The organism is Singulisphaera rosea, from assembly GCF_054877945.1.
The window spans coordinates 127961-152171 of the sequence record NZ_JBTYIP020000021.1 but is presented as its reverse complement, the minus strand read 5'-3'; the positions used below and the strand labels follow the sequence as shown (position 1 = coordinate 152171).

19 protein-coding genes and 2 tRNA genes are annotated in these 24211 nt (G+C 65.0%); 8 read left to right on the top strand and 13 right to left on the bottom strand.

All coding sequences use genetic code 11. The features are described from left to right. Nucleotides 1-73: 73 nt before the first annotated feature. From ACYOEI_RS28575 to ACYOEI_RS28560, 4 genes are all read right to left on the bottom strand, one after another. Complete coding sequence (locus ACYOEI_RS28575) at nucleotides 74-1417, bottom strand: DUF1552 domain-containing protein (RefSeq protein ID WP_462853065.1); 1344 nt, start codon at nucleotides 1415-1417, stop codon at nucleotides 74-76. A gap of 4 nt (nucleotides 1418-1421) precedes the next feature. Further along, the gene (locus ACYOEI_RS28570; RefSeq protein WP_462853064.1) at nucleotides 1422-3767 is read right to left on the bottom strand and encodes a DUF1592 domain-containing protein; all 2346 of its coding nucleotides are present in this window, start codon (nucleotides 3765-3767) and stop codon (nucleotides 1422-1424) included. A gap of 257 nt (nucleotides 3768-4024) precedes the next feature. Beyond that, nucleotides 4025-4936, bottom strand: a complete 912-nt coding sequence (locus tag ACYOEI_RS28565) for a polysaccharide biosynthesis/export family protein (RefSeq protein WP_462853063.1) — start codon at nucleotides 4934-4936, stop codon at nucleotides 4025-4027. Between the two features lie 582 nt (nucleotides 4937-5518). Beyond that, complete coding sequence (locus ACYOEI_RS28560; RefSeq protein WP_462853062.1) at nucleotides 5519-5983, bottom strand: hypothetical protein; 465 nt, start codon at nucleotides 5981-5983, stop codon at nucleotides 5519-5521. 460 nt (nucleotides 5984-6443) lie between these two features. On the opposite strand from ACYOEI_RS28560, the gene ACYOEI_RS28555 reads away from it, so the two are divergent. The 5 genes from ACYOEI_RS28555 (at nucleotide 6444) to ACYOEI_RS28535 (ending at nucleotide 12614) form a co-directional block, all read left to right on the top strand. Beyond that, nucleotides 6444-7286: a hypothetical protein gene (locus ACYOEI_RS28555; RefSeq protein ID WP_462853061.1), complete on the top strand. Its 843-nt coding sequence runs from the start codon at nucleotides 6444-6446 to the stop codon at nucleotides 7284-7286. A gap of 284 nt (nucleotides 7287-7570) precedes the next feature. Then, the gene (locus tag ACYOEI_RS28550) at nucleotides 7571-9118 is read left to right on the top strand and encodes a YcjF family protein (RefSeq protein ID WP_462853060.1); all 1548 of its coding nucleotides are present in this window, start codon (nucleotides 7571-7573) and stop codon (nucleotides 9116-9118) included. A 217-nt stretch (nucleotides 9119-9335) separates the two neighbouring features. Continuing rightward, nucleotides 9336-10688: an amidase gene (locus tag ACYOEI_RS28545; protein WP_462853059.1), complete on the top strand. Its 1353-nt coding sequence runs from the start codon at nucleotides 9336-9338 to the stop codon at nucleotides 10686-10688. Between the two features lie 19 nt (nucleotides 10689-10707). After that, a complete protein-coding gene (locus ACYOEI_RS28540) occupies nucleotides 10708-12141 on the top strand; it encodes a YcjF family protein (RefSeq protein ID WP_462853058.1) in 1434 nt (477 codons plus the stop codon). Then, nucleotides 12138-12614, top strand: coding sequence for a hypothetical protein (locus tag ACYOEI_RS28535; protein ID WP_462853057.1), 477 nt, complete (start codon nucleotides 12138-12140; stop codon nucleotides 12612-12614). The genes ACYOEI_RS28540 and ACYOEI_RS28535 overlap by 4 nt, the downstream gene beginning before the upstream one ends. Before the next feature lie 32 nt (nucleotides 12615-12646). Here the strand turns inward: ACYOEI_RS28535 and ACYOEI_RS28530 are convergent, their stop codons facing one another. From ACYOEI_RS28530 to surE, 6 genes are all read right to left on the bottom strand, one after another. After that, complete coding sequence (locus ACYOEI_RS28530; protein WP_462853056.1) at nucleotides 12647-14998, bottom strand: helicase-associated domain-containing protein; 2352 nt, start codon at nucleotides 14996-14998, stop codon at nucleotides 12647-12649. Nucleotides 14999-15011: 13 nt separating this feature from the next. Next, a complete protein-coding gene (locus tag ACYOEI_RS28525; protein WP_462853055.1) occupies nucleotides 15012-15236 on the bottom strand; it encodes a hypothetical protein in 225 nt (74 codons plus the stop codon). A gap of 280 nt (nucleotides 15237-15516) precedes the next feature. Next, complete coding sequence (locus ACYOEI_RS28520) at nucleotides 15517-17229, bottom strand: DNA repair helicase XPB (protein ID WP_462853054.1); 1713 nt, start codon at nucleotides 17227-17229, stop codon at nucleotides 15517-15519. A gap of 247 nt (nucleotides 17230-17476) precedes the next feature. Then, nucleotides 17477-18346, bottom strand: a complete 870-nt coding sequence (locus ACYOEI_RS28515) for a serine/threonine protein kinase (protein ID WP_462853053.1) — start codon at nucleotides 18344-18346, stop codon at nucleotides 17477-17479. Between the two features lie 635 nt (nucleotides 18347-18981). Continuing rightward, a complete protein-coding gene (locus ACYOEI_RS28510) occupies nucleotides 18982-19575 on the bottom strand; it encodes an FKBP-type peptidyl-prolyl cis-trans isomerase (protein ID WP_462853051.1) in 594 nt (197 codons plus the stop codon). A 322-nt stretch (nucleotides 19576-19897) separates the two neighbouring features. After that, nucleotides 19898-20602, bottom strand: coding sequence for a 5'/3'-nucleotidase SurE (gene surE / locus ACYOEI_RS28505; protein ID WP_462853050.1), 705 nt, complete (start codon nucleotides 20600-20602; stop codon nucleotides 19898-19900). A 242-nt stretch (nucleotides 20603-20844) separates the two neighbouring features. On the opposite strand from surE, the gene ACYOEI_RS28500 reads away from it, so the two are divergent. The 3 genes from ACYOEI_RS28500 (at nucleotide 20845) to ACYOEI_RS28490 (ending at nucleotide 21551) form a co-directional block, all read left to right on the top strand. Beyond that, nucleotides 20845-20917: transfer RNA gene (locus ACYOEI_RS28500), tRNA-Ala, on the top strand. 120 nt (nucleotides 20918-21037) lie between these two features. Next, nucleotides 21038-21110, top strand: a tRNA-Ala gene (locus tag ACYOEI_RS28495). A 144-nt stretch (nucleotides 21111-21254) separates the two neighbouring features. Continuing rightward, the gene (locus tag ACYOEI_RS28490) at nucleotides 21255-21551 is read left to right on the top strand and encodes a type II toxin-antitoxin system Phd/YefM family antitoxin (RefSeq protein ID WP_462853049.1); all 297 of its coding nucleotides are present in this window, start codon (nucleotides 21255-21257) and stop codon (nucleotides 21549-21551) included. A gap of 72 nt (nucleotides 21552-21623) precedes the next feature. On the opposite strand, the gene ACYOEI_RS28485 is transcribed toward ACYOEI_RS28490, so the two are convergent. The 3 genes from ACYOEI_RS28485 to ACYOEI_RS28475 form a co-directional block, all read right to left on the bottom strand. Continuing rightward, entirely contained in the window at nucleotides 21624-22322 is a 699-nt protein-coding gene (locus tag ACYOEI_RS28485; protein WP_462853048.1) for a DedA family protein, read from the bottom strand. 204 nt (nucleotides 22323-22526) lie between these two features. Continuing rightward, nucleotides 22527-22961, bottom strand: a complete 435-nt coding sequence (locus tag ACYOEI_RS28480; RefSeq protein WP_462853047.1) for an ExbD/TolR family protein — start codon at nucleotides 22959-22961, stop codon at nucleotides 22527-22529. Nucleotides 22962-23027: 66 nt separating this feature from the next. Beyond that, nucleotides 23028-23933, bottom strand: coding sequence for a MotA/TolQ/ExbB proton channel family protein (locus ACYOEI_RS28475; RefSeq protein ID WP_462853046.1), 906 nt, complete (start codon nucleotides 23931-23933; stop codon nucleotides 23028-23030). Nucleotides 23934-24211 lie beyond the last annotated feature (278 nt).

Here is a 24211-nt window from a genome sequence, read left to right as displayed (position 1 = left end):
AGCGAACTCGATGACGATCGGCGTGAGGGGTCGAAAAGCCAGCTCGGGCGAGACTCCTCGGACTCGATTCGCGTCAGCCCAGATCCAGATGCCCGGTGCTGTCGCCGAGACGATCGAGCGTGGTCCCGACCCGGTCGAGCATCGAGAGGTAAAGATTATTGAGCGGGGTCGATTGATTGAACTTGAGGTGACGCGAGGTCTTGATCGTCCCGTTCGCCTTGCCGGCGAGGAGGACCGGCAGGTCGTCGTGGTTGTGGCGGTTTCCGTCCCCGATGCCGCTACCGTAGACGATCATCGAGCGGTCGAGCAGAGATTCCTCGCCTTCGCGCATCGAGTCGAGCTTCTCGAGGAAGTAGGCGAATTGCTCGATGTGGAATCGGTTGATCTTCTTGATCTTCTCGTGCTTCTCGGGGTCGTTGCCGTGGTGCGAGAGGTCGTGGTGCCCTTCCGGCACGCCGATGAAGGGATAGCTCTTGGTGCTCCCTTCGTTGGCGTACATGAACGTGCCGACGCGAGTGAGGTCCCCCTGGAAGGCGAGGGCCAACATGTCGAACATCAGCCGGACGTGTTCCCGGTAATCCTTGGGGACGCCTTGCGGCTTGGGGAAATCCGGCAACCCGACGTCGCCTGTCGTCTCGGCCTTGGCGAGCCGGAGCTCGACCTCGCGGACGCCGGTGAGATACTCCTCGACCTTCCGCTTGTCGCCGATGCCGAGGCGGGATTTGAGGGTCGACGCGTCCTCGGCGACATAGTCGAGGATGCTCTTCCGGTAGAGCTCGCGACGGGCGCGGGCCGAGGCATCCTGGCCACCGAGTCTGCTGGCGAAGAGCCGGTCGAAGACCAACCTCGGGTTGACCTCCTTGGCCATCGGAGTCGACTCCGACCGCCAGGAGATGTTCGACGAGTAGGCACAGCTATATCCGGTGTCGCAGCTCCCCGACTGGGCTCCCCGATCGCAGCCGAGTTCGAGGGAGGCGAAACGGGTCTGCCGGCCGATCTTCATCGCCGCGACCTGGTCCACCGAGACTCCCGCTCGGATATTGGCGCCGTCGGTCTTGAGCGGATGGCAGCCGGTCAGGAAGGTGGCGAGGGAACGGGCGTGGTCACCGCCGCCGTCCCCCTTGGCGTCGGCGTTCTCCTGGGCGAGTCCGGTGAGGACGAGGAGTTTTTCCTTGACCTTCGCGAGGGGCTCGAGGATGTGGGGGAACTCGAAGCTGGCCCCGTCGGTTTTTGGGGTCCAGTCCTGCATGTGGACGCCGTTCGGCACGTAGCAGAAGGCCAACCGCAAGGGGGCCGGGCCGGACGCTCCTGAGCTGGTCGTCGCCGCGGTCGTCATCGCCTCGAGCCAGGGGAGGGCGATGGCCGTCCCCAAGCCCCTGAGGACGGTCCGCCGCGACAGGTGCCAAGACTTGCTCATCGCCTCATCCCCCTCGATGCTTCCGCCTTTGGAACGGGTCGCTCGTGACGATCTCGAGTACCAGCCGCGAGAATCGGTATTCGTCCCGCGCCACCCCGTCGACGATCCGATCGATGGCGCACTTGTCCTCTTCTTCGGCCCCTCGGCCGATCGCAAAGGTAAGCATCTTGGCCGAAAGGCAGCGGACGAATTCCTTGTCCTTGGCCTTCAGGACCGTCTTCAGCTCTGCCGCGCCCCGGAACGACTGTCCCGAGGGCAAGGTGCCCGAGGCGTCGACCGGGAACGTGTCGTCCTTCTCGCGCCAGGATCCGACGGCGTCGTAGTTCTCGAATGCGAAGCCCAGGGGATCCATCCTCGCGTGGCAGGCCGCGCAGTTCGGATTGGCGCGGTGCTGCTCCATCCGCTGTCGCAACGTCCCCGAGAGCTTGGCGCCGGGCTCGTCCTTCAGCTCCGGGACGTCGGGGGGCGGGGGCGGCGGGGGGGATCCGAGGATCTGCTCGAGGATCCACTTGCCCCGCTTCACCGGCGAGGTCCGGGTCGGGTTCGAGGTGACGGCGAGGACGCTGGCCTGGGTCAGCAGGCCGCCGCGGTGGTCTTCCTCGCGCAGGGTCACCCGGCGGAACTCATCCCCGGTCACGCCGCTGACTCCGTAATGCTTCGCAAGCCGCTCGTTCAGGTAGGTGTAGTCCGAGTCCAGGAAGCTGAGCACGCTCCGGTCTTCCTTCATGACCGACTCGAAGAAAAGCTCCGTCTCCTTCTGCATCGCGGCACGCAACGACTCGTCGAAGGTTGGGAACCGTTCGCGGTCGGGGTTGAGCGTCTTCAGGTTGCGGATCTGGAGCCACTGGTCGGCGAAGTTTTCGACGAAGGCCCTCGCCTTCGGGTCCCGGAGCATCCTCCTCACCTGGGCTTCGAGCGTCCCCCCCTCCCGAAGCTTGCCCCCGAGGGCTAACTGGTAAAGTTCCTCGTCGGGCATGCTGCTCCAGAGGAAGTAAGACAGTCGAGACGCGAGCATAAACTCATTGATTGGGTACGAGATCCCGGCTGGCTTCTTCGCGTTCGAGTCGGGGCGAGGGTCGATCTCGACGCGGAAGAGGAACTGGGGGGAGACCAGCACGGCCTCGACCGCGAGTTGGATCCCCTTCTCGAAGCTCTCGCCGCTCTGCTCGGCGAGGTCGACGAACTTGATGAGCCGGGCGACCTCGCCCCCGGTGGCGGGACGGCGATAGGCTCGGCTGGCGAATCGCTCGAGGATCGCCTCGGCGCACTCGTGGTGCGTGTCTTTAGTCGGGGCCCGGAAGAGGATCCGCGTGTGTGAGCCGGGCAAGGAGGCGTCCATCGACCCCGGAGGGCCCTGGATCTCGAGGTAGTCGAGCACCAGGTTTCGATCTCGACGGTTCGGGTCCGGGAACTTGGGATCCCAGAAATCGTTGAGGAAAACGGCCGAGATGCGTCGCGAACCCGCCGCGATCGTCGCCTTCATCTCGTAGACCTTGGGAGCATCCTGCTCGGCCGCGACGTCGACCACGCCGACGGTCTTCCCATCGACCTGGAACGCCATCTTCGCGGGCTCGGGTCCGGCCTGCTGGGCGAAGGCTCGGGCTCGGAGCGTGTATTCGCCATTCCTCGAGCAGGGATGGGTCACGGTGATCGCGCCGTAGGTCCCCAGGACTCGACCCATCTCTTCAAACGAGGATCCGCCAGCGGACTCGTCGAGTTCCTCGACCTGCCAAGTCTTCGTGATCGCGGGTTGGTCGGGTCCCGAGACAATCGCCAGCGAGGCGACGGACTCGGCGGCCGCCAGATATCTCTCGAAGAGCAGGGGGGGCAAGGTCAGGACGTCGCCGATGTTGTCGAACCCGTATCCGACGTCGTCCGAGGGGAAGTCGTCCGCGGGCCGGAAGTCCATCCCGAACAGGTCGCGGATGGTATTATTATATTCCGAACGATTGAGCCGTCGGAGCGTGACACGGCCGGGGTCAACCTCCTTGGTGCAGTCCCTCGTCACGACTTGAGTGCTCGCCCACTCGGCCAGGAGCCGGATCTCGTCCGAGCTCAACTTCGGCCGCCCTTCGGGGGGCATCTCGCCAGCCTCGACGACCTCGACGACTTGCCGCCAGACCTTCGGATTGTTCGCGAGGTCGCTTGCGCCGACGGAGGCCGACAGGTTCAGTCCGGCCTTCGGCTTCTTGGCCCCGTGGCATTCGACGCAATGTTTCGTGAGCATCGGGACGATGTGTTGCTCGAACGTCGGAGCGGCGGCCTTATCCCGCTGCGACGGATCAGTGCCCGGCAAGGGTTCGGCGGCCCGAGTCCGATTCGCGACGTGGGATATCGCGACAACGAACACAACGAGGATCGGCGCTATGGACCGAATTCGCATGGTGGGCCTTCGAGGCAGGACGGATGGCGGGGCGACGCACGTGGATTCTACCAAAGTTTAACAGAGGGAGCCAAGCAGTCCTTGATCACGACGATCGCCGTCCGACTTGTCGCATTCGGCCACGGAATCACGCGAGCAGGCCGAAGGTGCCTCCTCGGGTTCGAGGAGGTCCTTCGGCCTGATCAGGTGGAATCGAGGCGAACCGGAGGCGACCGTTCCGAGCGTCAGCGGGCTCCAGGCTGGGCGGGAGCTGTGGTGGAGCTGGAGGACGAGGATGACCCGCTGACCAGTGGCACGTTGATCGACCGGGCCGACCTTGCAGCGAAGCTGTACTGCAAGACCGAGTTGACCACGGTCTGGAACGGCGCGGCGAGTCGGTCGATGAAGATCGTCGCACGGACGATCGGGTCGCGATAGACCATGATGCGATCGCCGGGCATGAGCTGGTAGTTGGTGGTCGGGTCGCCGCCGCTGATGATCGCCGCGAGATTAATCGGCAGGACCTGCTCGCAGCAGGCGCCCGGTGGCGCGGGGCGGACCAACCGGATGTTCTGCGGGGCGGCGGTGGCGATCAGGCCACCCGCGTAGTTGATGGCATCGAGGACCGTCTCATTCCCCGTGATCGGCATCCGCCCGGGCGCGGCGACATCCCCCTGAACGTAATACGCCTTGCTGTTGTAGGCGACGACGTCGACGAAGACCGTGGCCGAGTTGTTGGGCTCGACATGGACCCACTCGCCATCATCGGGGTTGTTGGGATCCCCTTCATTGAAGCGAGTGAGCCCGAGAGCCTCGTCCGAGAGGTATTCTCGGAGGTGGATGACGACCTTTTCCTTGATCTCGGTCGTGGTTAAGCCGGCGACGTAGACCTCGCCGTAGAAGCCGAGAGAGATCTTGCCGTCGGGGCGGACGAGCCGCTCACCGCTGATCGGGCGTGCAGGGAGGGCGTCGAGGACCTCGACCAAGAGGAGGTCGGGGGGCTCGACGACGTATTCCGGCATCGACACCTTCTGGAACTCGCGGGGCAGGTTGGTTTTGGCGATTTGCGTTTCTGGGGTCCTGACCGTCTGGCAACCGCAAGACATCAGGACGGCCACCGCCACTAGCCCGAGAGACCCGTTCCTCCGTCGGACCATCCTAGTGCACTCCATTGCAGCTCTCCCTCCCTGTCCCCCGGGGCTGGCTGAATACGGCCGATCACGTGTCGGCCGCGACCCCGCCGTCGCCCCCATGAGAACCGCGGGCCAGGGTCCGTTGACATCCGGTCATCGCCTCGAAAGGGGTCCGGACGCGAGCCTTCGCGTCGGGCCGGCCTTCCCACCACTCAAAAGATCGGCGCAGAGGCCGCCAACCTTCGTTCAAACTTCGACCGCCAGCATATGTCTCCGACCGAGCCTGGAGAATCACTGCCCGGTCTCCATCGGTTTTCTCGATTGGGCAAGTTGAGGCTAACTACCCTCCCGCGAGTTGGCCTCATCAATACTCATCCCCGATCACAATACTTTCGAACCGATGGTCGAGCTCGAACCGGGAAATCCTCTGGTCGCATGAGCTTCGCTCACGGCACGCATCCATCCCAAGGGGGAGAAGACGCTGAGGAGTTGCCGAGGACCGCTCGTGTCTCGAAGCCGTGTCGTCCGAAGACGGCTGGAAACGCGAGCGGATCCGCAACGCCCATCGTACATGTAAGGCCACGGCAGCCTTTCCCGGTCCTCGCCTTAGCGGCGGGTGGACAGGTCGTTCCGCCCGGCCCTGTGGAAGTACCGAGACGCCCCCGTCGGCTGCGAGGCGCGATTGAAGTAGCGGGCCGCGGTACCCCCGGGGATGTCAGTCACTCGACGATCGTCCGGCGGGGTAGGTGCCGGCACCGGGACCCGCGGACCCGCGGGGCGTACCCCGCTGATCCGGCCCGAGCCAAGCCCACCGTTCGCCTGCTGGGCCGCGAGAAAATAGAGAGCGGCGTTGCCACCGCCGACCTGCCCCTGCGTCATGTAGGGGTTCAGGAACGGGTTGGCGTACGGATTCGCGTAGGGGTTGGCATACATCCCCGACGCCACCGAATTCGGGGAGGTCGTGGCCGTCGCCGCGGATCGGCCAATTTGTTGGGCCTCGACCGGACGGACCGCGGTCCCAAGCCCCGACACGACCAAGCTGAAGACCAAACCTCGTGCTCGGCGTCCCATTCGACCCTCCTGGTCTTGTGTCCGTCGGCCGCCAGGCTCTCGCCCTACGCGGTGCATCTTGCACTCTCAACCAATCGGCCTCGGAATTCGAGACCGATGAACCTTTGCGACCCCGGCGTCGAAGTCCTACCGCTACAAGAGTCACAACCCGTCTAACCGGAATCTCTCGTCTCTTACCATTGCCTAACTTCACGGAGTTTCTCCCGTGAGTACATTCTTAACTCAAGCCGGGAGGAAACGTGGGCCAAACACCTACCATCTCGACCTAACCCGAATATTCTACAGTTTACCCCGAGCAGCCCTCCTCACCAAAACCCCAGAATCGAGGGACTCCCCCAATTTGACTTCATGGGGACCGAGACGAGGTCCGATCGAAGGAAGCACAGTCCCTTGAGTGGGGGACGCGCCGAACGAAATGGATTCGTGGCGGACCGTTAACCCCGCAACCTGCGAGGCGAGGATGCTAAGTACGATTGGGAAGCGACTAAGGTCGCCGGCTGCGTGGGCACTGACGATGGTCCTGGGCGCCCCGATGCTGGCGGAGGCCCAGCAGAGCGGACTTTTCCCGCTGGCACCGATCCGTCGGGAACGAGTCCCGTGTGCGGCGGAAGACCCGGTCTACGGGATGTATCGCAAGGAGTATTTCGGATATCACCCGACCTGCTGGCGGAAGTTCCCGGCGGGATGGGGCTGCCCCTCTCCCGAGGCGCCGAACGTGGAGCAGGCGTTCCGGACCCGTAAGCCGGACCCGTTCCCCAACATCTCGAACATGGAAGGCGATGCACCCCCGGAGGAAGGCGACGACAGCGCTCCGGCGATGCCGGGCGGCAACGTCCCTCCCGTCCCGCCGCAAGATCGGTCGCCGTTCGAGCTCGACACCAAGCCTTCGGATTCGCCTCCGCCCCGTCAGGGGCCCGCTGGGGCACCCAGGACGGCTCCCCCGGCGTCCAATGGGCCGGCGGCCCCCCCCGCGACGTCGTCTCCGCTCGATCTTCCCCCCGCTTCGGGCGGGACGAGCTCGGCGACTCCGAAGCCGGTGAAGCCGGCCGCCGGGGCCGTGACGCCGACGACGAATCGTCCCGAGGTCGGCGAACTGCCCCCGCTCATCGCGCCTCCGAGTGACGGACCGCTGTCGTCGTTGCCGGACCCGACCACGCCGGTCACCCCGACGGCCCCCGTGGGACGCGGACCGACCGTGGTCATGGGCGACGCCGCACCGGCCTCTTACGCCCCGCCAGAAGCCGTCCAGGCCCCCAAGCGTCCGAGCCTCCTGGGAAGCCTCTTCGGCCGGAAACGGCGTTGATCGACCTCAGCTCGATCCTCGAACCACCCTAAAGATCCGCGAGCCGTCCCTGCTTCGGGACCTCGCGGATCTTTCCTTGGATGGGCCTCAACCAGTTCCGGAGGTCTCGATTCACCCTCGGTGGTCCGTCGGCTCTCGAACGACCCTCGAGAACGAAGGGGCGGGGCAGGGGAGTGAAAAGATTCCGCGGAGATGTCAGAATCGATCCTTCGGGAAGACGAATGGAGTGTAGGGAAGCGCCACCCTTTTGATTTGGGGCGCAAGGCCTCCAGGATCCGGTCGGCATGCGAACGACCCGATGGTTATTACCCCTCGTCGCCACCTCGGTTGTCCTTGCCACGGCGGCCTGGCTGTTCACGTCCGTCGGGGAGATGCACGACCGACTTGCCCGGCACTCCAACGGCCTGGCGATCGCGTTCATCGGGGCTGCCGGGCTGGTGACGGCCTCCGTCGCCCTGGTCGCTGCCCGCATGTTCTGGAGCATGGGACGGCCGTCGGTCCCACCCCCGAAACCACCCGAGGACGTCGTCCGCGCGGCTGAAGTCCAGGCGGAAAAGGCCGAGGCGGTGATCGCCCAGGTCCGGGATCCGACCGCCAAGGGACGACTCGACGGGGAATTGGCCGAGTTTCGCGCCGATCGCGAGGTGCGCCGGTTCCACGTGGTGATCTTCGGGACGAGCTCGGCGGGAAAGACCTCGCTCGTGAACGCCCTGCTCGGACGACACGTCGGGAAGACCGAAGCGGTGATGGGGACGACCCGTCGGGGTGAGACGTTCTCCCACTCCATCGAAGGGGTCGAGGGCACGGTGATCCTGACCGACACCCCCGGTCTCTCTGAGATCGGAGCCGGAGGGGCGCAGCGCGAGGCCGAGGCACGCGACCTCGCCGCGCGGTCCGACCTGCTCCTTTTCGTCGTCGACCACGACCTTCTGCGAACCGAATACGAGCCCCTCATCGCGCTCGCGCGTCAGGGGAAGCGGTCCATCGTCGTCCTCAACAAACAGGATCGACTCCTGGACGGGGATCGCGACTCCATCCTCGACAAGCTCCGGGAGCGGCTCCAAAGTGTCGTTGCGCCGGAAGACGTCGTGTCGGTCGCCGCGTCCCCGAGGCCGATCGCCGTGCGGATCACCCACGACGACGGGACGACCGAGACCGTCTTCGAAGCCGAAGCCCCCGACCTTGCCGCGCTCGAGGCGAGGGTCGCAAAGATCCTCTCTCGCGAGGGCGAATCCCTCCGGGCCGGCAACCTCCTGCTCCGAGCCCATTTGCTGAGCCAGAAGGCCCAGGGCCAGCTCGGCAAGGAGCGAGACGTGCGGGCCCAGGCCGTCATCGACAAGTTCCAGTGGCTCACGGCGGGGACCGTCTTCGCGAACCCCATCCCCGCCCTCGACTTCATGGCCGCAGGCGCGGTGCAGTTCCAGATGATCTCCGAGTTGGGCGCCGTCTACGGCGTCGAGATCTCGACGGCCCACGTCAAGATGATCGGCGCACAGATGATCCAGATGCTCCTCAAGCTCGGTCTCGTCGAAGCGACCACCTCGCTGATCGCCGGACTATTCAAGTCGTCCTTGGTCGGTTACGCCGCAGGTGGAGGCGTCCAGGCCGTCTCGATGGCCTACCTGACCCACATTTCCGGCCACGCCTTCGCCGACTACTTCGCCAAGGGACAATCCTGGGGCGACGGCGGGATGCAAGCCGCCTTGATCCGACAGTTCGACCTCAATCGCCGCTCGGAGTTCCTCCAGGAATTCGCCAAACAGGCGCTGAACCGCGTCACCAGCAAGGCCCTCAAAGGAGCCCAACAGACGGCCGGGAAGCAGTCGGAGTAACGGACGCGGGAAGCAGTCGGAGTAACGGACGAGAGTTATTGACGCGTCCCGCAACCTGTTTTTTTTAAAACGGGTTTCCCTGAGAGGGAACAACGACACCCCGGGAGCGTTTGTCGAGGTCGAATGTGCCAGAAACCCGTTGTTTTAGGGAAAAAACAGATTTCGGGACAAATGAGAGCATCACCGTCTCCGACTGACTTCGACGAGGTTTGCTAACATGATCCTGTTTCCCCGAGAACACGAGACGATCCACAGCGTCGGCCTCGCGTTGAGGGGCGGTCGGACGACGTGCGTCGACGTGCTCGAATGGTGTCTCGACCGGGTCGACGAGTGGGAAGATCGGGTTCACGCCTGGGTCGTGATCGACCGTGACGGGGCAATTGCCGAGGCTCGGGCGAGAGATGAGGAACTGGCCGCCGGCTCTTGTCGAGGGCCGCTCCACGGCATACCGATCGGCGTCAAGGATATCATCGACGTCGAAGGGTTCCCGACGGCCGCCGGTTTTGAACCCTGGAAAGGCCGGGTCGCGACGCGTGACGCGGGGATCGTCGCAGGTTTGAGGTCCGCCGGGGCGGTCATCCTTGGGAAGACCGTCACGACCCAGTTCGCCTGGATCGACCCGCCGCCGACGCTCAACCCGTGGGATCTCGGGCGGACGCCCGGCGGCTCTTCGAGCGGATCCGCGGTCGCAGTCGCCACCGGCATGTGCCTGGGTGCCATCGGCACGCAGACCGGCGGCTCGATCACCCGCCCCGCCTCGTTCTGCGGGGTCGCCGGGCTGAAGCCGACGTTCAACGGTCGCGCCGAGGGCATCGTCCCATTCTCGCCGCACCTCGACCACCCGGGGCCGATCGCACGCTCGGTCCTCGACCTTGGGCTCATGTTCATGGAGTTCCTCCGGATCGAACCCGGGCCGGACGCTTCGCCGACAACCCCCGACGCCGTCTCTCGCCTGATTTCGGAGACCTTCGCCCCGAAAGGGAAGGCCCCAAAGCTCGGGCGACTCCGAGGCTCTTATGAAGCGCGCGTCGATCCGTCGATGCGCGACGCCTTCGACCGTGCACTCACCACCATCGAAGCAGAAGGGGCGGAAGTCGTCGATGTGAACATGCCATTCGACTTCGATGAGGTGCTTCGCAACCATCGAATCATCATGGCCGCCGAGGCGGCGGCCGGGCATCGGGACCGGTATTCGGAGCACCCCGACGACTATCAGCCGAGAATCCGGGCCCTCGTGGAAGAGGGCCGGAAGCTGGTCGCGATCGACTACCTCCGCGCTCGGGAGCATCAAGAGGCCCTGAGGCTTTCGTTGTCCGGCCGAGACGGCGCCCTGGATGCCCTCGTCATGCCCGCGGCGATCGGCCCGGCGCCGGACACGTCGACCACCGGGGACCCTTCGTTGAACGCCCCCTGGAGTTACGCAGGCTCGCCCACGATCTCCTTCCCCGTGGCGAAAACACCCGACGGCCTGCCGCTGGCCATCCAACTCGTGGAGTGCCGTTGGCTCCGCGAAGGGGACCTGATCGCGACCGCACGCTGGTGCGAGGACGCGATCTGCCGAGTCCAATGATGCGAGGAGAGTCTGACCGATGAAGCCCGAGAGCTCGGCCGGGGGACTCGAACCGGCGACGCCCGTCGCCCCGGACATTGCTGACATGCTTGAAGATCTCAACGACGCAACAAGCGAAGAGCTCGTGGAGAAGGCCAGGGCCAGCCTCGACGAGACCTTGAAAGGGCTGAAGCTGACCCCGGAGGAGGAGCACGCCCTCGCCGATGAGCTCCGGCAGCTCCGCGCGCTCGGGAGCAAGCTCGACGAGAACACGATCGAAATCGCCGCGTTCGGCATGGTCAGCCGGGGAAAATCCTCGGTCCTCAACGCCCTGCTGGGTCGGGTCGTGTTCAAGGTCGGGACGACTCACGGCACGACCATCGCCCGGACCTCGGAGCGCTGGGAGCACGAGTCGACCTCGCAACATCCTGGTCTGGGGACAGCCCGTCTGATCCTCGTCGACACCCCCGGAATCGACGAGGTCGGGGGAGAGGTCCGCGAGGCGATCGCACGCGAGGTCGCACGACACGCCGACTTGCTCCTGTTCGTCGTCTCCAGCGACCTCCAGCGCGTCGAGATCGAGGCCCTCTCGCAGCTCCGTGAGGTGCAGAAGCCGATCATCCTGGTCTTCAATCAGGTCGACCGCTATCCCGACGCCGACCGAGACCAGATCTATTCCAAGATCAAGGACGAGCGGGTCCGCAACCTGATCCGTCCCGAAGACGTCGTGATGACGGCCGCGAGGCCCGACCCCCTCAAGGTCAGGATCCGACGCCCCGACGGGACCACGACCGACCAGTGGGAGCAACCCGAACCGATCATCGAGCCTCTCAAGCTGAAGATCCTCGACGTGCTCGAGCGAGAGGGGAAGGCCCTGGTGGCCTTAAACACCTTGCTCCTCGCCGGCGACGTGCACGAGGAGATCTTGGCCCACAAGATCCGGATCCGCGACGATGCCGCGAACCGACTGATCTGGAACTTCGCGATCGCCAAAGGTGCGGCCGTCGCCCTGAACCCGATCCCGGTCGCCGACATGGCCGGTGGCCTGGCGGTGGACGTCGGCATGATCGTGGCCTTGAGCCGCGTGTACGGGATCCCGCTCACCCGACGCACCGCGACAAGCCTGGTCAAGGACATGATGTTCGCACTCGGGGCCCTGGGTGCCGTCGAGGTCGTCACCCGGCTCGTCGCCGGAGGGGTCAAGGCCTCGCTCGCCGGCCTCACGGTCCTGAGTGGAGGTCTCGCCGTCCCCCTCACCGCGCTCGGTTACGGCGCGATCGGGATCACGCTGGGAGGGACCGCCGCAACGACCTCGTACGTACTCGGCCACGGCGCGAAGTTCTATCTCCGCCAAGGGTGCCAGTGGGGACCTCGAGGGATCAAGACCGTCATCCACGAGATCCTCGCGGACGCGAAGACCGACTCCGTCATCGACCGCCTCCGCCAGGACCTGAAGTCCCGGGTCTCCCGATGACTCTCGGCGTCCCGGAACGCCCCCGCCCCTACCTGATTGGGACCGGGATCGGCGTTGCGATCATCGCCGGGGTCGTCACGATGGCCCTGGTCACACGCCCCGTCCGCTTGGCGCTCGCCGCCTATGGCGAACTCCTCGGTGCGGCCAATCGTCAGGACCTCGACGCCATCCGGCGACTCTGCTCCTCCCGATACCTTGCAAGCCACGCGTTGACTCCCGCGCGCGAGGGAGGGATCGTCGGCTTCCCGCGCAACATCCACAAGAACTTTCAAGCGTGGCGAGAAGGCCCCGACGTGTGGATTTGCCCAACGAACCGAGTCGGCCCCGTCTATCGATTCGTCTACCAAGACGGCCGCTGGCGTTTCGATGGACTACTGGGCCTTCTCCGAGGTCGGAACGAACTGGTCCCCTTAACCGACCTGCCCGAATCGGCCCCTCCTCCCGAGATTGGACCAGCGCCGACTGGCCCTTGAGACCGGCGACGAGGTTCTTTCGTCCCGGATCCTCAAGTGCGTTTCGGTCGACGAGACGGGGACGGCGGCGGGCTGTCGGCGAGCGATAAGCCGCCAAGTGATTCGGGTCCCGGAGGATCTCCCAGCGTCAGCCCGAGGGATTCCAGGACACGTCGGAACGATGGGAGCGTCTGGTCGGGTAGGACGACCGAGGTAGGGCCAAGCCGTTCGCCGAGGTAGTCTCGGGTCTCCGGATGCTGGACCAGGCCATCGAGCACGGCCGGAGTCGGGACGTGCAGGATCAGCGGCCGGCTGGTCGAGAGCGGGGCGACGCGGGGGTCCGCGGCGAAGAGGAGCAGCCTGACCGCAGGGGGGATCTCTCCTCCGGTCCTTCTCACATACCAGTTCGACAATAATGACGCCGTCAGACCGTTCTCGGACGCCCTCGCGAGCGATTCCGCCGAAACGCGAAAACGTCGACGAGGGTTCCCCGGCGCCCCTTGCGACATCCCCAACTCTTGTTCGTCGGAGAACCGCACCAACTCCGCGTCGACCAGGAGGTCGGAGCGGCCCAGGTCCAGGCTCAACGTGACGCCGTCGGGCTCAACTTCCAGACAAGACTCGGGTGCCCGTCGGTAGTCTCGTGATCCGGCAAGTCGGAGCCGCTGAAACGGGATCGAGGACTCGTCCTCGACGAGCAGCAGTCGGTCGGAGATCGCGACCGGCGCCACCTTCGCCGAGGCAGGCCATTGGGCAACCGTCGCATCCAGCTCGGCCTTGGAGGCGAACTCGACCAGCGTCGCGGACGCGTAGTAGGTGACGCGCTCGCGACGCCCCGCCCAGGTCCGCAGGGCCTCGGCCACCCCCGCGGGTAGGGGCCTGGGGCTGTGCTTGGCGAGGAGGTCGAGCATCTGCTTCGGCTCCATCCCTCCCTCGAGCCCCCGGTAGACCGAGTCCGGAGTGAGCTTCAACTCGAGCGCCGCCCCCACCTGACTCCAGCGCGCGAAGCGACTGAACTGGCCGATCGAGTAAGGGTTGAGCCCCTGCCGATAGGCGATCATCTCGAAATTAGGCTGGACGAAGAGGAAGTGATCGAACGCGGGGCGAGGTGCCGGCGGGGATCCTAGCGCCAGGATGTATCGACCGAGCGGGGAGAGCTGAACGACCCGCCTCCCCGACGGGACTTCCTCCGCGGTTCGAATCAGCCCGAACTGATAGGCGGCCCCCAGGAGGATGGCTTCCAGCAAGCTGGTCCCCGGGATCTCCTCGCCATTCGATCCCTCCTTGCGGCCTCGAGGCGGCTTGGGACGCGGCGGCGCCTTGACGGGGACCTCGACCTGGAATGTCAGGCGATCCCAATCGGGCGCCTGGGCTCGGAGGTGGACGGCGAGGTCTTCCACGGCCACCCATGCGTCCTCGGGCAAGGTTGAGAGCCAGAGCAGGATCGCGGGCCGGACGAACGAGATCGCGAGCTCCACGTCGAGCCCGTCCTGCCGGATCCCCCCTTGCTCGTGCCAAGTCCGGAGCCCGAGCCAACGCGTCGCCACCATTTGCGGGAGATGGATCGCATTCTCGGCCCAGTAAGCCGTCGGCGCGGCGATGATGCGGTCGCTCTCGGCCTCGTCGATCAGGAGCCCCACCCGCCTGGCGAGCGTCAGCCAGAGCGCGACCATGTCCGGTAAAGGTTCGATCACATCAGCGATCGTACCGGCGAAGACCGGGTCGTCTTCGAGGCGGTCGCGATCCCTCTTGTAGAGGCTCCCCTGCTGGGTTCGACGGAGAGGCGCCTCGTCGACGCGCTGCCAGACCGCCCCCATGCGGAGGATGGCCTCGAGGCCGTCGGCCTCTCGGACCTGCCGGACGGTCGAATCGCTAGCGGGCAACCCCGAGTCCGGCTGCATCGTCCGGGCCGCCCCCGGCGCCGAAGGATGGACCAGGACGTTGACGCCGGCCTTCCCCTCGACGAGCGTCTTGACGGGGTCGGTCACCGGTTCCCCGGCGGGGAACTCGAAAGCCACGAGCCCCAACTCGCCCAGCCGCCGAAGGGATGCCGACGGATCAATACCCAGGCATGCCAAGGCATGAGTCAGGCCGAGCAACGGCCATGATGTGGTCTCAGTCAGGGCGAAAAGGTTCAGCGCGAGCCGGGGTCCCTTGTCCAGTTCGGCGAGGAGTCGCTCCATCGACCTCGACTCGCCCAGTCGTTCGGCGATCACCCCAGGAAGGGCCCGGGGCTTGGTCCCGAGGTCGGCGATCCCCAGGGTCCTGTGGATCTCGTAGAGCGTGAGCCCTTCATAACGCCCGAGGGCCGTTTGATAGGCGTTGAGCGGTGAGACGACCACGACCGGAGGGCGGTCGGGCCTCGGTGCCGATTCGATCAGGTAGGAATCCTCGGCGTCGTCCATCGTCGCAGCACCCTCAGCGAACGACGCGAGGGGTGTGACCCATCCGCCGTAATTCCTCGAGGATTCCCTCTTCCTCCGAGGCGTTGACCAGCAGCACAGTGTCGGAGAGCCGGCCCGCGATCATCCGGGCGAGCGTCTTCCGCGCGAGCAACTCCTCGACCAGCACGGGCTCCGTCGTGCGGATCAGAGCCACTTGTTTATGGAGCTTGACGGGAGTCCTCGCGGGCTGTCCTGACATCAGTCGCGATCCCTTCCGCGGTCAAGTGTCGTCGGCGCGCCGCCGACGACATCGCCCCGTTGCAGAGCCGGCCGGAACCGAGTCCACGACGGACGTTCACGAAGATTCGGGGCCGAGTCGTCGGGGAGGATGCGAAAGCACCTCCACGGAACTCGACCATCCGAAGAATCAACCCGACGGCACGCGGCGCGTCGAAGGGCGAAAGTCGAGAGAGTGTACCATGAACGAAGCCCATCGCGCACGCGATTCTGGTGCAATCGTCGGCGGGACAGGCCTCGGTTCAGTGAGACTTCGCCACCCCGTTGCGGCCGATCACCTCGGACTCGTCGAGGATCTCGTAGTTGTAACCCTGCTCGGTCAGGAACAACTGTCGGTGATGGGCGAAATCCATCTCGCGGGTGTCGCGCGTGACCAGCGAGTAGAAGGCGGCGGACACCTCTTCCTCCTTCGGGCGGAGGATCCGACCGAGCCGCTGGGCCTCTTCCTGTCGGCTGCCGAAGGTCCCCGAAACCTGGATCATCACGTTGGCATCGGGCAGGTCGATGGCGAAGTTGCCGACTTTCGAGAGGATCAGTCGCTTCAGTTCTCCGCGGCGGAATCTGCCGTACAGATCCTCGCGTTCGGGATTCGAGGTCTGCCCCGTGATCAGCGGGAGGTCGAATCGGGCCGCCAGCCGCCGAAGCTGTTTGAGGTATTGGCCGATGATCAGGACGCGGTCGTCGGGACCTTGATGCTGCTCGAGGAGGACTTCCACGAGGTCATCCTTGGCGGGATTCTCGCTGGCGAGCCGGAACTTGTCCCGCCACTCGGCCACCGCATATTCCATGCGGAGGTCAGCCGGGAGGCCGAGCCGAACCTCATGGCACTGGGCCTCGGCGATCCACCCTTTGGACTCGAGGACCCGCCAGGGGACGTCGAACTTCTTCGGACCGATGAGGCTGAAGACGTCTTCCTCGCGGCCGTCCTCGCGGACGAGCGTGGCGGTCAGCCCGAGCCGCCGCCTCGCCTGGATCTCGGCCGTCACCCGGAAGACCGGGGCGGGGAGCAGGTGGACCTCGTCGTAGATGATCAGGCCCCAGTCGCGCTCGTTGAAGAGCCCGAAGTGGGGGAAGTCGCCGTCCTTCTTGGGGCGGAAGGTGACGATCTGGTAGGTTGCCAGCGTGACCGGCGCGATCGCCTTCCCCTCGCCGGTGTAGGTCGCGACCATCGAGTCGTCGAGGTCGGTCTTGTCGAGGATCTCGCGACGCCACTGCTCGACGGCCGTGGTGCTCGTCGTGAGCACCAGCGTGTTCTTCTTCAAGGCCGCGAGGGCGGTCAACCCGACGATCGTCTTCCCCGCCCCGCAGGGGAGCACCACGACACCCGAACCGCCTCGAACGTCACCGCCGGCGTGGAACGCGTCGACGGCCATACGCTGGTAGTCTCGGATGCGGAACGGGACGCCGCTCCGCGTGATCTCGCGGACTTCGACCGCCAGCGCCGCACCTTCGGTGTAGCCGGCGAGGTCCTCGGCAGGGTAGCCGACACCGATAAGGGCCTGCTTCAACACGCCGCGGAAAGAGTCGTCGATCGCGAAGCTGGTCTCGTCGATCCGTTCGCCGAGATAGTCGCGGACCCCTTTCTGCCGAGCCAGCTCTTCGAGCAGGACGCGGTCCTCGGTGATGAGCCGGAGGCCGCCGTCGACCCGTCGCAGGCTCACCCGGCCGTAACGGCTGACGAGCTCGCGGAGGTCGGTCGAGAGGTTGGGAGGGAGCGGGAACTTGCTGTACGTCGCCAGCGCGTCGATCATCGCGTCGGCGGTCATGCCGGCCGCGGCGGCATTCCAAAGCGAGAGTGGAGTCAGCCGGTAGGTGTGGATGTGCTCCGGGCTCTTCTCCAGCTCGGCGAATGGCGCGAGCGCGTCTCGGGCCCCGGCATGCAACGGGTTATCGACTTCCAGGAGGACCGTGCGGTCGCCTTGCACGATCAGCGGATTCGCGGGGTTGTACTGCATGGGCTCCTTGCCGGGCAAGAACGGACCGGAGGAATGACGAGTGGGTCCTGAGGGCTTCTCTGTAAAGAATGGTAGAGGTCCGACGCCGGGCTCGCAAGATCGACGCGCGCACGTCGTCCGGTTCGCAGCCCAAGGCAGCCGTGATCCGAGAGGCCGGCGGTCGAAACCTCACGCGAATCGATCGACGAGATGCGCCCGCACGGCCTCCCCACGCCGCGGCCCGGCGGCCTTCCCGATCACGCGACGCTTAGTCTTCCTCCTCGTCGCCAGCCCCTTTGAGGTCGGCTTCATCGAGGCCGAGATATTTGGCGACCTGGGCGAGTTGGTTCTTGATCTCGAACATCCCGGACGGGCGTTTATCCCGGACGGGGTCGATCGAGGACATGATCAACTCGGTGAGTGCCGCGGGGACCCTGACATTGATCTCCGACGGGGTGGGGGGCTTCCGGGTGCTCCGGTCCACCGCCTTCGGCAGCCCTTGCTGGGCAAATCGACCGGTGAACATGCGATACATCGTGGCGCCGAGATTGTAGATGTCGGTCCGCTCGTCGACCGTCTTCTCGCTCACCTGCTCGGGGGCCATGTACTGGGGCGTCCCCTGGACGCGGTTCTTCTCCTCGCCGCGGATCCAGGCGGTCCCGAAGTCGATCAGCTTTACCTGACCCGTCTTCGAAAGCATGATGTTCGACGGCTTCAAGTCGCCGTGGAATATCCCGCGCCGGTGCATATGGGCCATCGCCGACGCCACGTGATAGAAAACAAGCGCGAGCTGGCCGAGTTCCGGTGCCTCGAGCTCGTCGAGCGTCTTCCCGTCGACATACTCCATCAACAACTCGACCCCGGCGACCCGGAACCAGGATCGCTTGGTCCGCATGTCGTAGATCCGCACGATGGCCGGGTGGTTGAGCTTTTGGGCCACGTCGTATTCGACCTTCGCCTGCGCGATGTAGATGTCGTCCTCGGCATCCTGTCGCCTCACCACCTTCAGCGCATAGCGCTTACCCCCCGAGTTCTTATCGCTCACCAGGAGGATCGTGCTGCCCGCCCCGGTTCCGAGCTGATTCACGACCCGATAGTTCATCTCGCTCAGCTTGGGAAGACTCGAAACGTTCGACATGCAATTCCCCAGACGATACGACGGGCGACGGGCGGCCAGTCAACCGGGCGGATTCGCAAGGCAGTTTGGCGTCGTCGGGTCGCGTTGAATCGAAATTTCGTGACCATGTCCCAGGGATGGAAGAGGGGCAACGCCCCGCGATCCGCCATCCTCCCGTATCCTAGTACGCAAGAATTCGCGTTCCAGGACACCCGCACCCAAGCATGACGAAGAGCAGCCATCCACGGCCCAACGGTGAAAGGCCAAAGCCTCACGAGCCGCCGAGGTCGGGGACGAAACTTCATCATCGGATTAGAAAACGAGAGTCATCGGACGTGACCGTTGACGTCGGGTGGCCGTGGTTCGCTCCAGAGGAACCGGGCATCCGAGTCGACCGATCTCCGCGACCACCTTCGAGAAAAGTCGATAAACCTCGGCGAGCAAACCACGGGCCGGATGATTTCCACCAGCGGAAACGAGATCCGTCGGTGGAAACGAGGCCAAGCCGAAACTCGGGAATCCGGCAAGAGTCGAGACGGTCCGAGCAGGTATTGCCGCCCAGAGGCCATCATAAGGGGTCAGACGGCCTTGCGTGGCCGTCCAACCCGACGGTGCGAGGACCAGGCGAGCTTGCGAGACTTTTGGGCAATCGACGATCAGTTGATGCCCATGAGCTCGACGTCGAAGACCAGGGTCGCGTTCGGCGGGATGGGACCCTGGCCCGAGGCGCCGTAGCCGGACTCGGGGGGGATGACCAACTTGCGTCGCTCGCCGACCTTCATCCCCGCGACGCCTTCATCCCAACCCTTGATGACCTCGCCGGCGCCGAGGCTGAACTTGAACGGGGCCCCGCGAGTTCTCGAGCTGTCGAAGACCTTGCCGTCGACGAGAGTCCCGGTGTAATGGACGTCCACACGTTGCCCTTCCTTGGCGACGGCACCGGTCCCTTCCTTGAGGATTTCATATTTCACGCCCGAGGCCGTGGTCTTGGCGTCGGCCGAAACCTTCGCCGTCGCCGTCGCCGTCACCGGCGTGGCCGGTTCCGCGGTCACGGTCGCGGGAGTCGCTTCAGTCTTGGGCAAAGCCCGAGGGGTTTCCCCCAGCGCCTGCGCCGGGTCCTTTTCGGAATCGGGAAGGGTCGGGGGGAGTTCCGTCCCCGGAGGAGCGGACTTGACGACCCGCGTGGGCTCCTGACAGCCGCAGAAGGCAAGACACAACACGCTCGGCACAACCCAACGCCACGTCAACATCGACTCGACCTCCGCGACGGAAACAATTCCCACCCATGATGGGAGCCTAAGAGCAAAGGACCATCTCCCCGGCCCGAGCCGGTAGCGAGACCGACTCGATCCTCTCGTCCGGGGTACGTCGGGATCGATAGTTCGAGGTCGCCCCAAGGGCGGCCCCAGTCCCGACCTCGCCTTGATGGAGATTCTCGCGGCTCGACGATCACCGCCCTATTATGACGGCCATGCCGAGGGGCTTGCCACCCCTCACCGAGAATCCCCCTCGAGAAGTCCGGTCCAGGTCCGCGACGGCTCGCCGTCACGGACGCGAATCCGCCCGCTCGGCTCAGACCCGAAGGAGGGAGACGGCGATCCGTCCTTCGAAACAGCACTCGACGTCGTGGGCTGGGCGCCTGGCACGCTGCTGATAGTTTCCCGAATAAACCGAGTGGTTCCCATCCACCGAGAAGTCCAGCGGTAATGGGGAAGGGTCGACGAGGACTTCCACGATCTCGGGATCGGGAGCCCCGGGGTCGAGATGGGGCAGGTTGACGTTCCAGAAGGTTCCAGGTTCGAGGGGCCTGGGGAGAAGGCAATGGAGGACCTGGATCGTCCAATGAGTGGCCCTCTCCCAGTCGATGACCTTCCCCCTCGCGATGTAGTGGGAGATCGCGATGCCGGGGTACCCGTGGGTCGCCCCCTCTCGGACAGCGGCAACCGTGCCGGAGTGGTAGACGTCCGTACCGAGGTTTCCCCCGGCGTTGATCCCGGAGAGGATCCAGGCCACCTCGGGCACCAGGTGGTGCAGGGCGAGCCGGACGCAATCCGCCGGGGTGCCGCCGACCGACTCGGTGTCGTCGTCTCGTCGGTCCACCGAGATCGTCGCGTGGGTCGTCACCTGGTGACCACAGCCCGACCTCGGACCGCTCGGGGCGACGACTCGGTAAGGATGACCGAGTCCCAGTACCGCCGCCCTCAAGGCGGCCAGCCCTGGTGCATCGACGCCGTCATCGTTTGTGAGGAGGAAGGCCCCGTTCCGGTCGCTCGACATCAACTGGTCCTCGTTCCCGCTTCGTCCGAAATCATTCCGCTTCCCTCAATACGTCGGCCGAGGGGCATCGGTCGGGTTGAGGTCGACTCCATCCCGCATTGTCATACGAGACGCGCCCCCAGACCCCCGACCGGAAACCATGAATCCGGGATGGTGGTGCGAGGGTGAGTCCGAATCTGATCCAACGATTCCGCCAGAGAGTTGACATCCCCCCCGGAGGCTGATAAAGTTTCCTTCCGTGAGGGGGATTAGCTCAGTTGGGAGAGCGCTTGCATGGCATGCAAGAGGTCAGGGGTTCAAGTCCCCTATCCTCCACTCTCGTCCGCAGGTCATGTCTAAACCTGCAACGTGTTTCTCACAGTTCCTGAATGCTCCTCGGTCGCTTCCCAAGGCGACGGAGTGGACAGATCGGTCGGAATGCATCGGTTTTCGTCAGGGGGATTAGCTCAGTTGGGAGAGCGCTTGCATGGCATGCAAGAGGTCAGGGGTTCAAGTCCCCTATCCTCCATTCTCGTCCGCAGGTCATGTCTAAACCTGCTTCCATTTTCTCATCTGCTCGTGGCGGCTCCTTGATCGCTTCCCAAGGCGACGGCCGGGATATGGACCTCACGAGGGCAATCGCCCGTCTTCGTTCGGTGGGAGGCCGACGCTCATGGTGGACAAAGGCCCAGAAGCCCCCGTACGGATTATCGGCAGTCGTGAATTGCACCAGAATCTGCCGGGAATTCTCCGCGAGCTGGAGAATGAGAGTGTCCGCTATGTCCTGACCGTCCACGGCAAGCCGCGGGCCGTCTTAGTAGGTGCCGAGCCATATTTAAATATGGTCATCGATGGGAAGAGCCCGAGCGAGGCCCTCGTCGGACTCCAGTTGAGCGCCCTGCTCGGCGGAAATCTCAATTCAATGCCGCTGGACGACCTCGAGCGGGCCCTCGATCCCAAGTCGAAATAAGTCAGCCTCAACACAACGCCCCGGACATCCTTCGCAACGAAGGATGTCCGGGGCACGCCGTTTTGATGGCAATCACGCGCCCGGCTGAGACTCCGTCACCGGGTTCGGTTCGACCAGGTCGGCATGCTTACGCCCTCGATTCCTGAGGATCTCGATCACGGCCGGTAGGACCGAGATCACGATGATCGCCAGGATTACCATCTTGAAGTTCTTCTGAACCGACTCCCGGCTGCCGAACCACCATCCCAGCATCAAAAATGACAGGACCCAGGTGATCCCACCGGCCACGTTGAAGGTGGCGAACTGAGTGTATTTCATCCGACCGATGCCGGCGACGAAGGGGGCAAAGGTGCGGACGATCGGGACGAATCGGGCCAGGATGATCGTACGATCGCCGTAACGCTCGTAGAAATGCTGGGCCTCCACGAGATGCTTCTTGTTCAGGAGCCAGGAGTCCTCACGTGAAAAGATCTTGGGCCCGACGCGATAGCCGATTGCATAATTCACCGCATCGCCTAGGACCGCGGCCACGATCAAGAGGAAAATGGTCGCCCAGATGTTGATCGGCGAGTCGGGATGGGCCGCCAACGCACCGACCGCAAACAGGAGCGAATCACCAGGGAGGAACGGCAACGCCACCAGTCCCGTCTCGGCGAAGATGATGCAGAACAAGACCACGTAGAGCCAATGGCCTGCCAATGCAGCAAATGCATTCATTTGCTGCATATCGAGATGGAATAGCGTATGGAAGAGTTGAGACAGGAATTCCATGAAGTCCCCTTTCGGTGGTTGCACTCGAGGCCTTGGCGAATTCGCGGGAAACGTGTTTGGGTGAGGGGCGAAGGCTTGCTCAATCCTAGGTCGCCGATCCCCAGATCGTTCTCGACCTTCAGGCGTCTCGATCAAGTCGAGACGGGCGGGAGTCAGCGTCGTCCGCCCGTCGGTGTCGAGGGCGAAGGTTGGCGTGGACGGCGATCATGGGGTCACGGGTTGAGGCTCGCGGTGGTGGACCGGCAGCCGGACGTTGTGGATCCCGGCCGAGTCGCAGGCGGAGAGGACATCCGCGAGGTCCTGATAGTTGAGCGAGGCGTCGCCGCGAATCACAACGCCCTGGTCGGCGTACCGCTCCCGGGCTTCGTGTAAGGTCTTCTCGAGACCGGCCAGGTCGTGGGTCTTCTCGCCGATCGCCACGAGGCCAGGCTTCACGACGGTGAGCACCAGGTCGTCGGGCGCGGCCGTGAGCGGTCCGGCATTGGCCACCCGGGGGACGCTCACGACGAACTCGTTCTCATCCCAGTCGTAGAGCCGGGTCGCCGCCATGAAGAAGACGAGCAGGCACATCACGACGTCTACCATCGGCGTCATATTGATATAAGGTAACTCGTCGGCCTGGTGACGGTCCGAGAGCATCGGGGCGAATCTCCGAAAAGGGCGCCGGGTGTTCTCCCCAACGACACGTGCGTGAGCCGGACGGTGTCAAACGACGCGAGTCTCTTGGCGGCTCAGGTCGCCGGGGGGGCCGAAGCCCGACCGGCCGACCGACGACCCAGGGCGGATCGACTCGCTGCAGACGAGGTCGATGACCTGCCGAGCGTAGGCGTCGAGGTCCCGGACCAAGACGTCGACTCGGTTCAAGAGGTAGTAGTAGACCGTCACGGAGACGATCGCGATCGCCAGTCCGAGGGCCGTCGTGACGAGCGCCAGGCTGATGCCCTGGGCCAGGGCTTCTCCCTTCGCGGGGCCGACGCGCCCACCGAGGGCGTCGAAGGACTGGATCATGCCGATCACGGTCCCGAGCAGGCCGAGCAGGGGGGCCATCGTCGCCGTCCCGTTGAGGACTCGGACGTTGCGTTTGAGGTCGGAGAGCTCGCCGGCGGCGTCGAATCCGATGGCCTGCCGGATGTCCGTTCCGGGCTGGCCCCAATAGCCGATGACCATGCCGAAGACGCGGGCCACCGCGCTGTCGTTCGCCCGGCAGAGCTCGGCCGCGCGATCTCGGTCGAGCTTCCCGCTCGATAATCGTTCGAGGAATCGCGCGACGAACTCGCGAGGGATCACCCGCTCCCGGCGGAGTGCCAGGAATCGTTCGAGGCTGAACCCTAAGGTGACGATCGAGCAGAGGGCCAGGAGCCAGACCATGGGGTTGGTCCTGGTGAACAACGCGAGGATGCTGCCGCGGCCGACCGCCGCCTGCTTCTTCCCTTGGGCCGCGGCCTTTTGCGCCCCGCCCGCCGAGGACCCCGGCTGGCCAGGGCTGACCTCCGCCTTCGGCACGACTTTCACGGCCGACGTCCCATCCTGGGCCCGCGCCGAGACGCCGAGCATGCCCCCGAGGACAACCCCGCAGAGAACGACCAATCCCAGACGGCGAGAGGGGGCCATCACGATTACCTCCTTGGTGCCGCCGGTCGGTTCGCTCGCCAGCGCGGAACTTTTTCGAGGATGAGGGCTTACGCGCGAAGGGACCAGCTCCCGTCTTTGACGCAAGGAACGATTCTAGCGACCCATCCCTGCCTGTCAATCGACGGCGAGACCGCGGCCTGTGAGGTCGACACCGGGCAATCCAGCCTCGGCCGAGGAGACCGGCGTTGATTTTGCACGCGAGGGAGATCAGAGTCGAGGAACGCCGATTCGGCCCGTCGGCTCGTCCAGAGACTCTC

Excerpts from the sequence above, each read along its gene's own strand:
- ACYOEI_RS28575 (WP_462853065.1), bottom strand. The coding sequence starts at position 1,417 with ATGAGCAAGTCTTGGCACCTGTCGCGGCGGACCGTCCTCAGGGGCTTG.
- ACYOEI_RS28565 (WP_462853063.1), bottom strand. The coding sequence starts at position 4,936 with ATGGTCCGACGGAGGAACGGGTCTCTCGGGCTAGTGGCGGTGGCCGTC.
- ACYOEI_RS28560 (WP_462853062.1), bottom strand. The coding sequence starts at position 5,983 with ATGGGACGCCGAGCACGAGGTTTGGTCTTCAGCTTGGTCGTGTCGGGG.
- ACYOEI_RS28555 (WP_462853061.1), top strand. The coding sequence starts at position 6,444 with ATGCTAAGTACGATTGGGAAGCGACTAAGGTCGCCGGCTGCGTGGGCA.
- ACYOEI_RS28550 (WP_462853060.1), top strand. The coding sequence starts at position 7,571 with ATGCGAACGACCCGATGGTTATTACCCCTCGTCGCCACCTCGGTTGTC.
- ACYOEI_RS28545 (WP_462853059.1), top strand. The coding sequence starts at position 9,336 with ATGATCCTGTTTCCCCGAGAACACGAGACGATCCACAGCGTCGGCCTC.
- ACYOEI_RS28540 (WP_462853058.1), top strand. The coding sequence starts at position 10,708 with ATGAAGCCCGAGAGCTCGGCCGGGGGACTCGAACCGGCGACGCCCGTC.
- ACYOEI_RS28535 (WP_462853057.1), top strand. The coding sequence starts at position 12,138 with ATGACTCTCGGCGTCCCGGAACGCCCCCGCCCCTACCTGATTGGGACC.
- ACYOEI_RS28530 (WP_462853056.1), bottom strand. The coding sequence starts at position 14,998 with ATGGACGACGCCGAGGATTCCTACCTGATCGAATCGGCACCGAGGCCC.
- ACYOEI_RS28525 (WP_462853055.1), bottom strand. The coding sequence starts at position 15,236 with ATGTCAGGACAGCCCGCGAGGACTCCCGTCAAGCTCCATAAACAAGTG.
- ACYOEI_RS28520 (WP_462853054.1), bottom strand. The coding sequence starts at position 17,229 with ATGCAGTACAACCCCGCGAATCCGCTGATCGTGCAAGGCGACCGCACG.
- ACYOEI_RS28515 (WP_462853053.1), bottom strand. The coding sequence starts at position 18,346 with ATGTCGAACGTTTCGAGTCTTCCCAAGCTGAGCGAGATGAACTATCGG.
- ACYOEI_RS28510 (WP_462853051.1), bottom strand. The coding sequence starts at position 19,575 with ATGTTGACGTGGCGTTGGGTTGTGCCGAGCGTGTTGTGTCTTGCCTTC.
- surE (WP_462853050.1), bottom strand. The coding sequence starts at position 20,602 with ATGTCGAGCGACCGGAACGGGGCCTTCCTCCTCACAAACGATGACGGC.
- ACYOEI_RS28490 (WP_462853049.1), top strand. The coding sequence starts at position 21,255 with ATGGTGGACAAAGGCCCAGAAGCCCCCGTACGGATTATCGGCAGTCGT.
- ACYOEI_RS28485 (WP_462853048.1), bottom strand. The coding sequence starts at position 22,322 with ATGGAATTCCTGTCTCAACTCTTCCATACGCTATTCCATCTCGATATG.
- ACYOEI_RS28480 (WP_462853047.1), bottom strand. The coding sequence starts at position 22,961 with ATGCTCTCGGACCGTCACCAGGCCGACGAGTTACCTTATATCAATATG.
- ACYOEI_RS28475 (WP_462853046.1), bottom strand. The coding sequence starts at position 23,933 with ATGGCCCCCTCTCGCCGTCTGGGATTGGTCGTTCTCTGCGGGGTTGTC.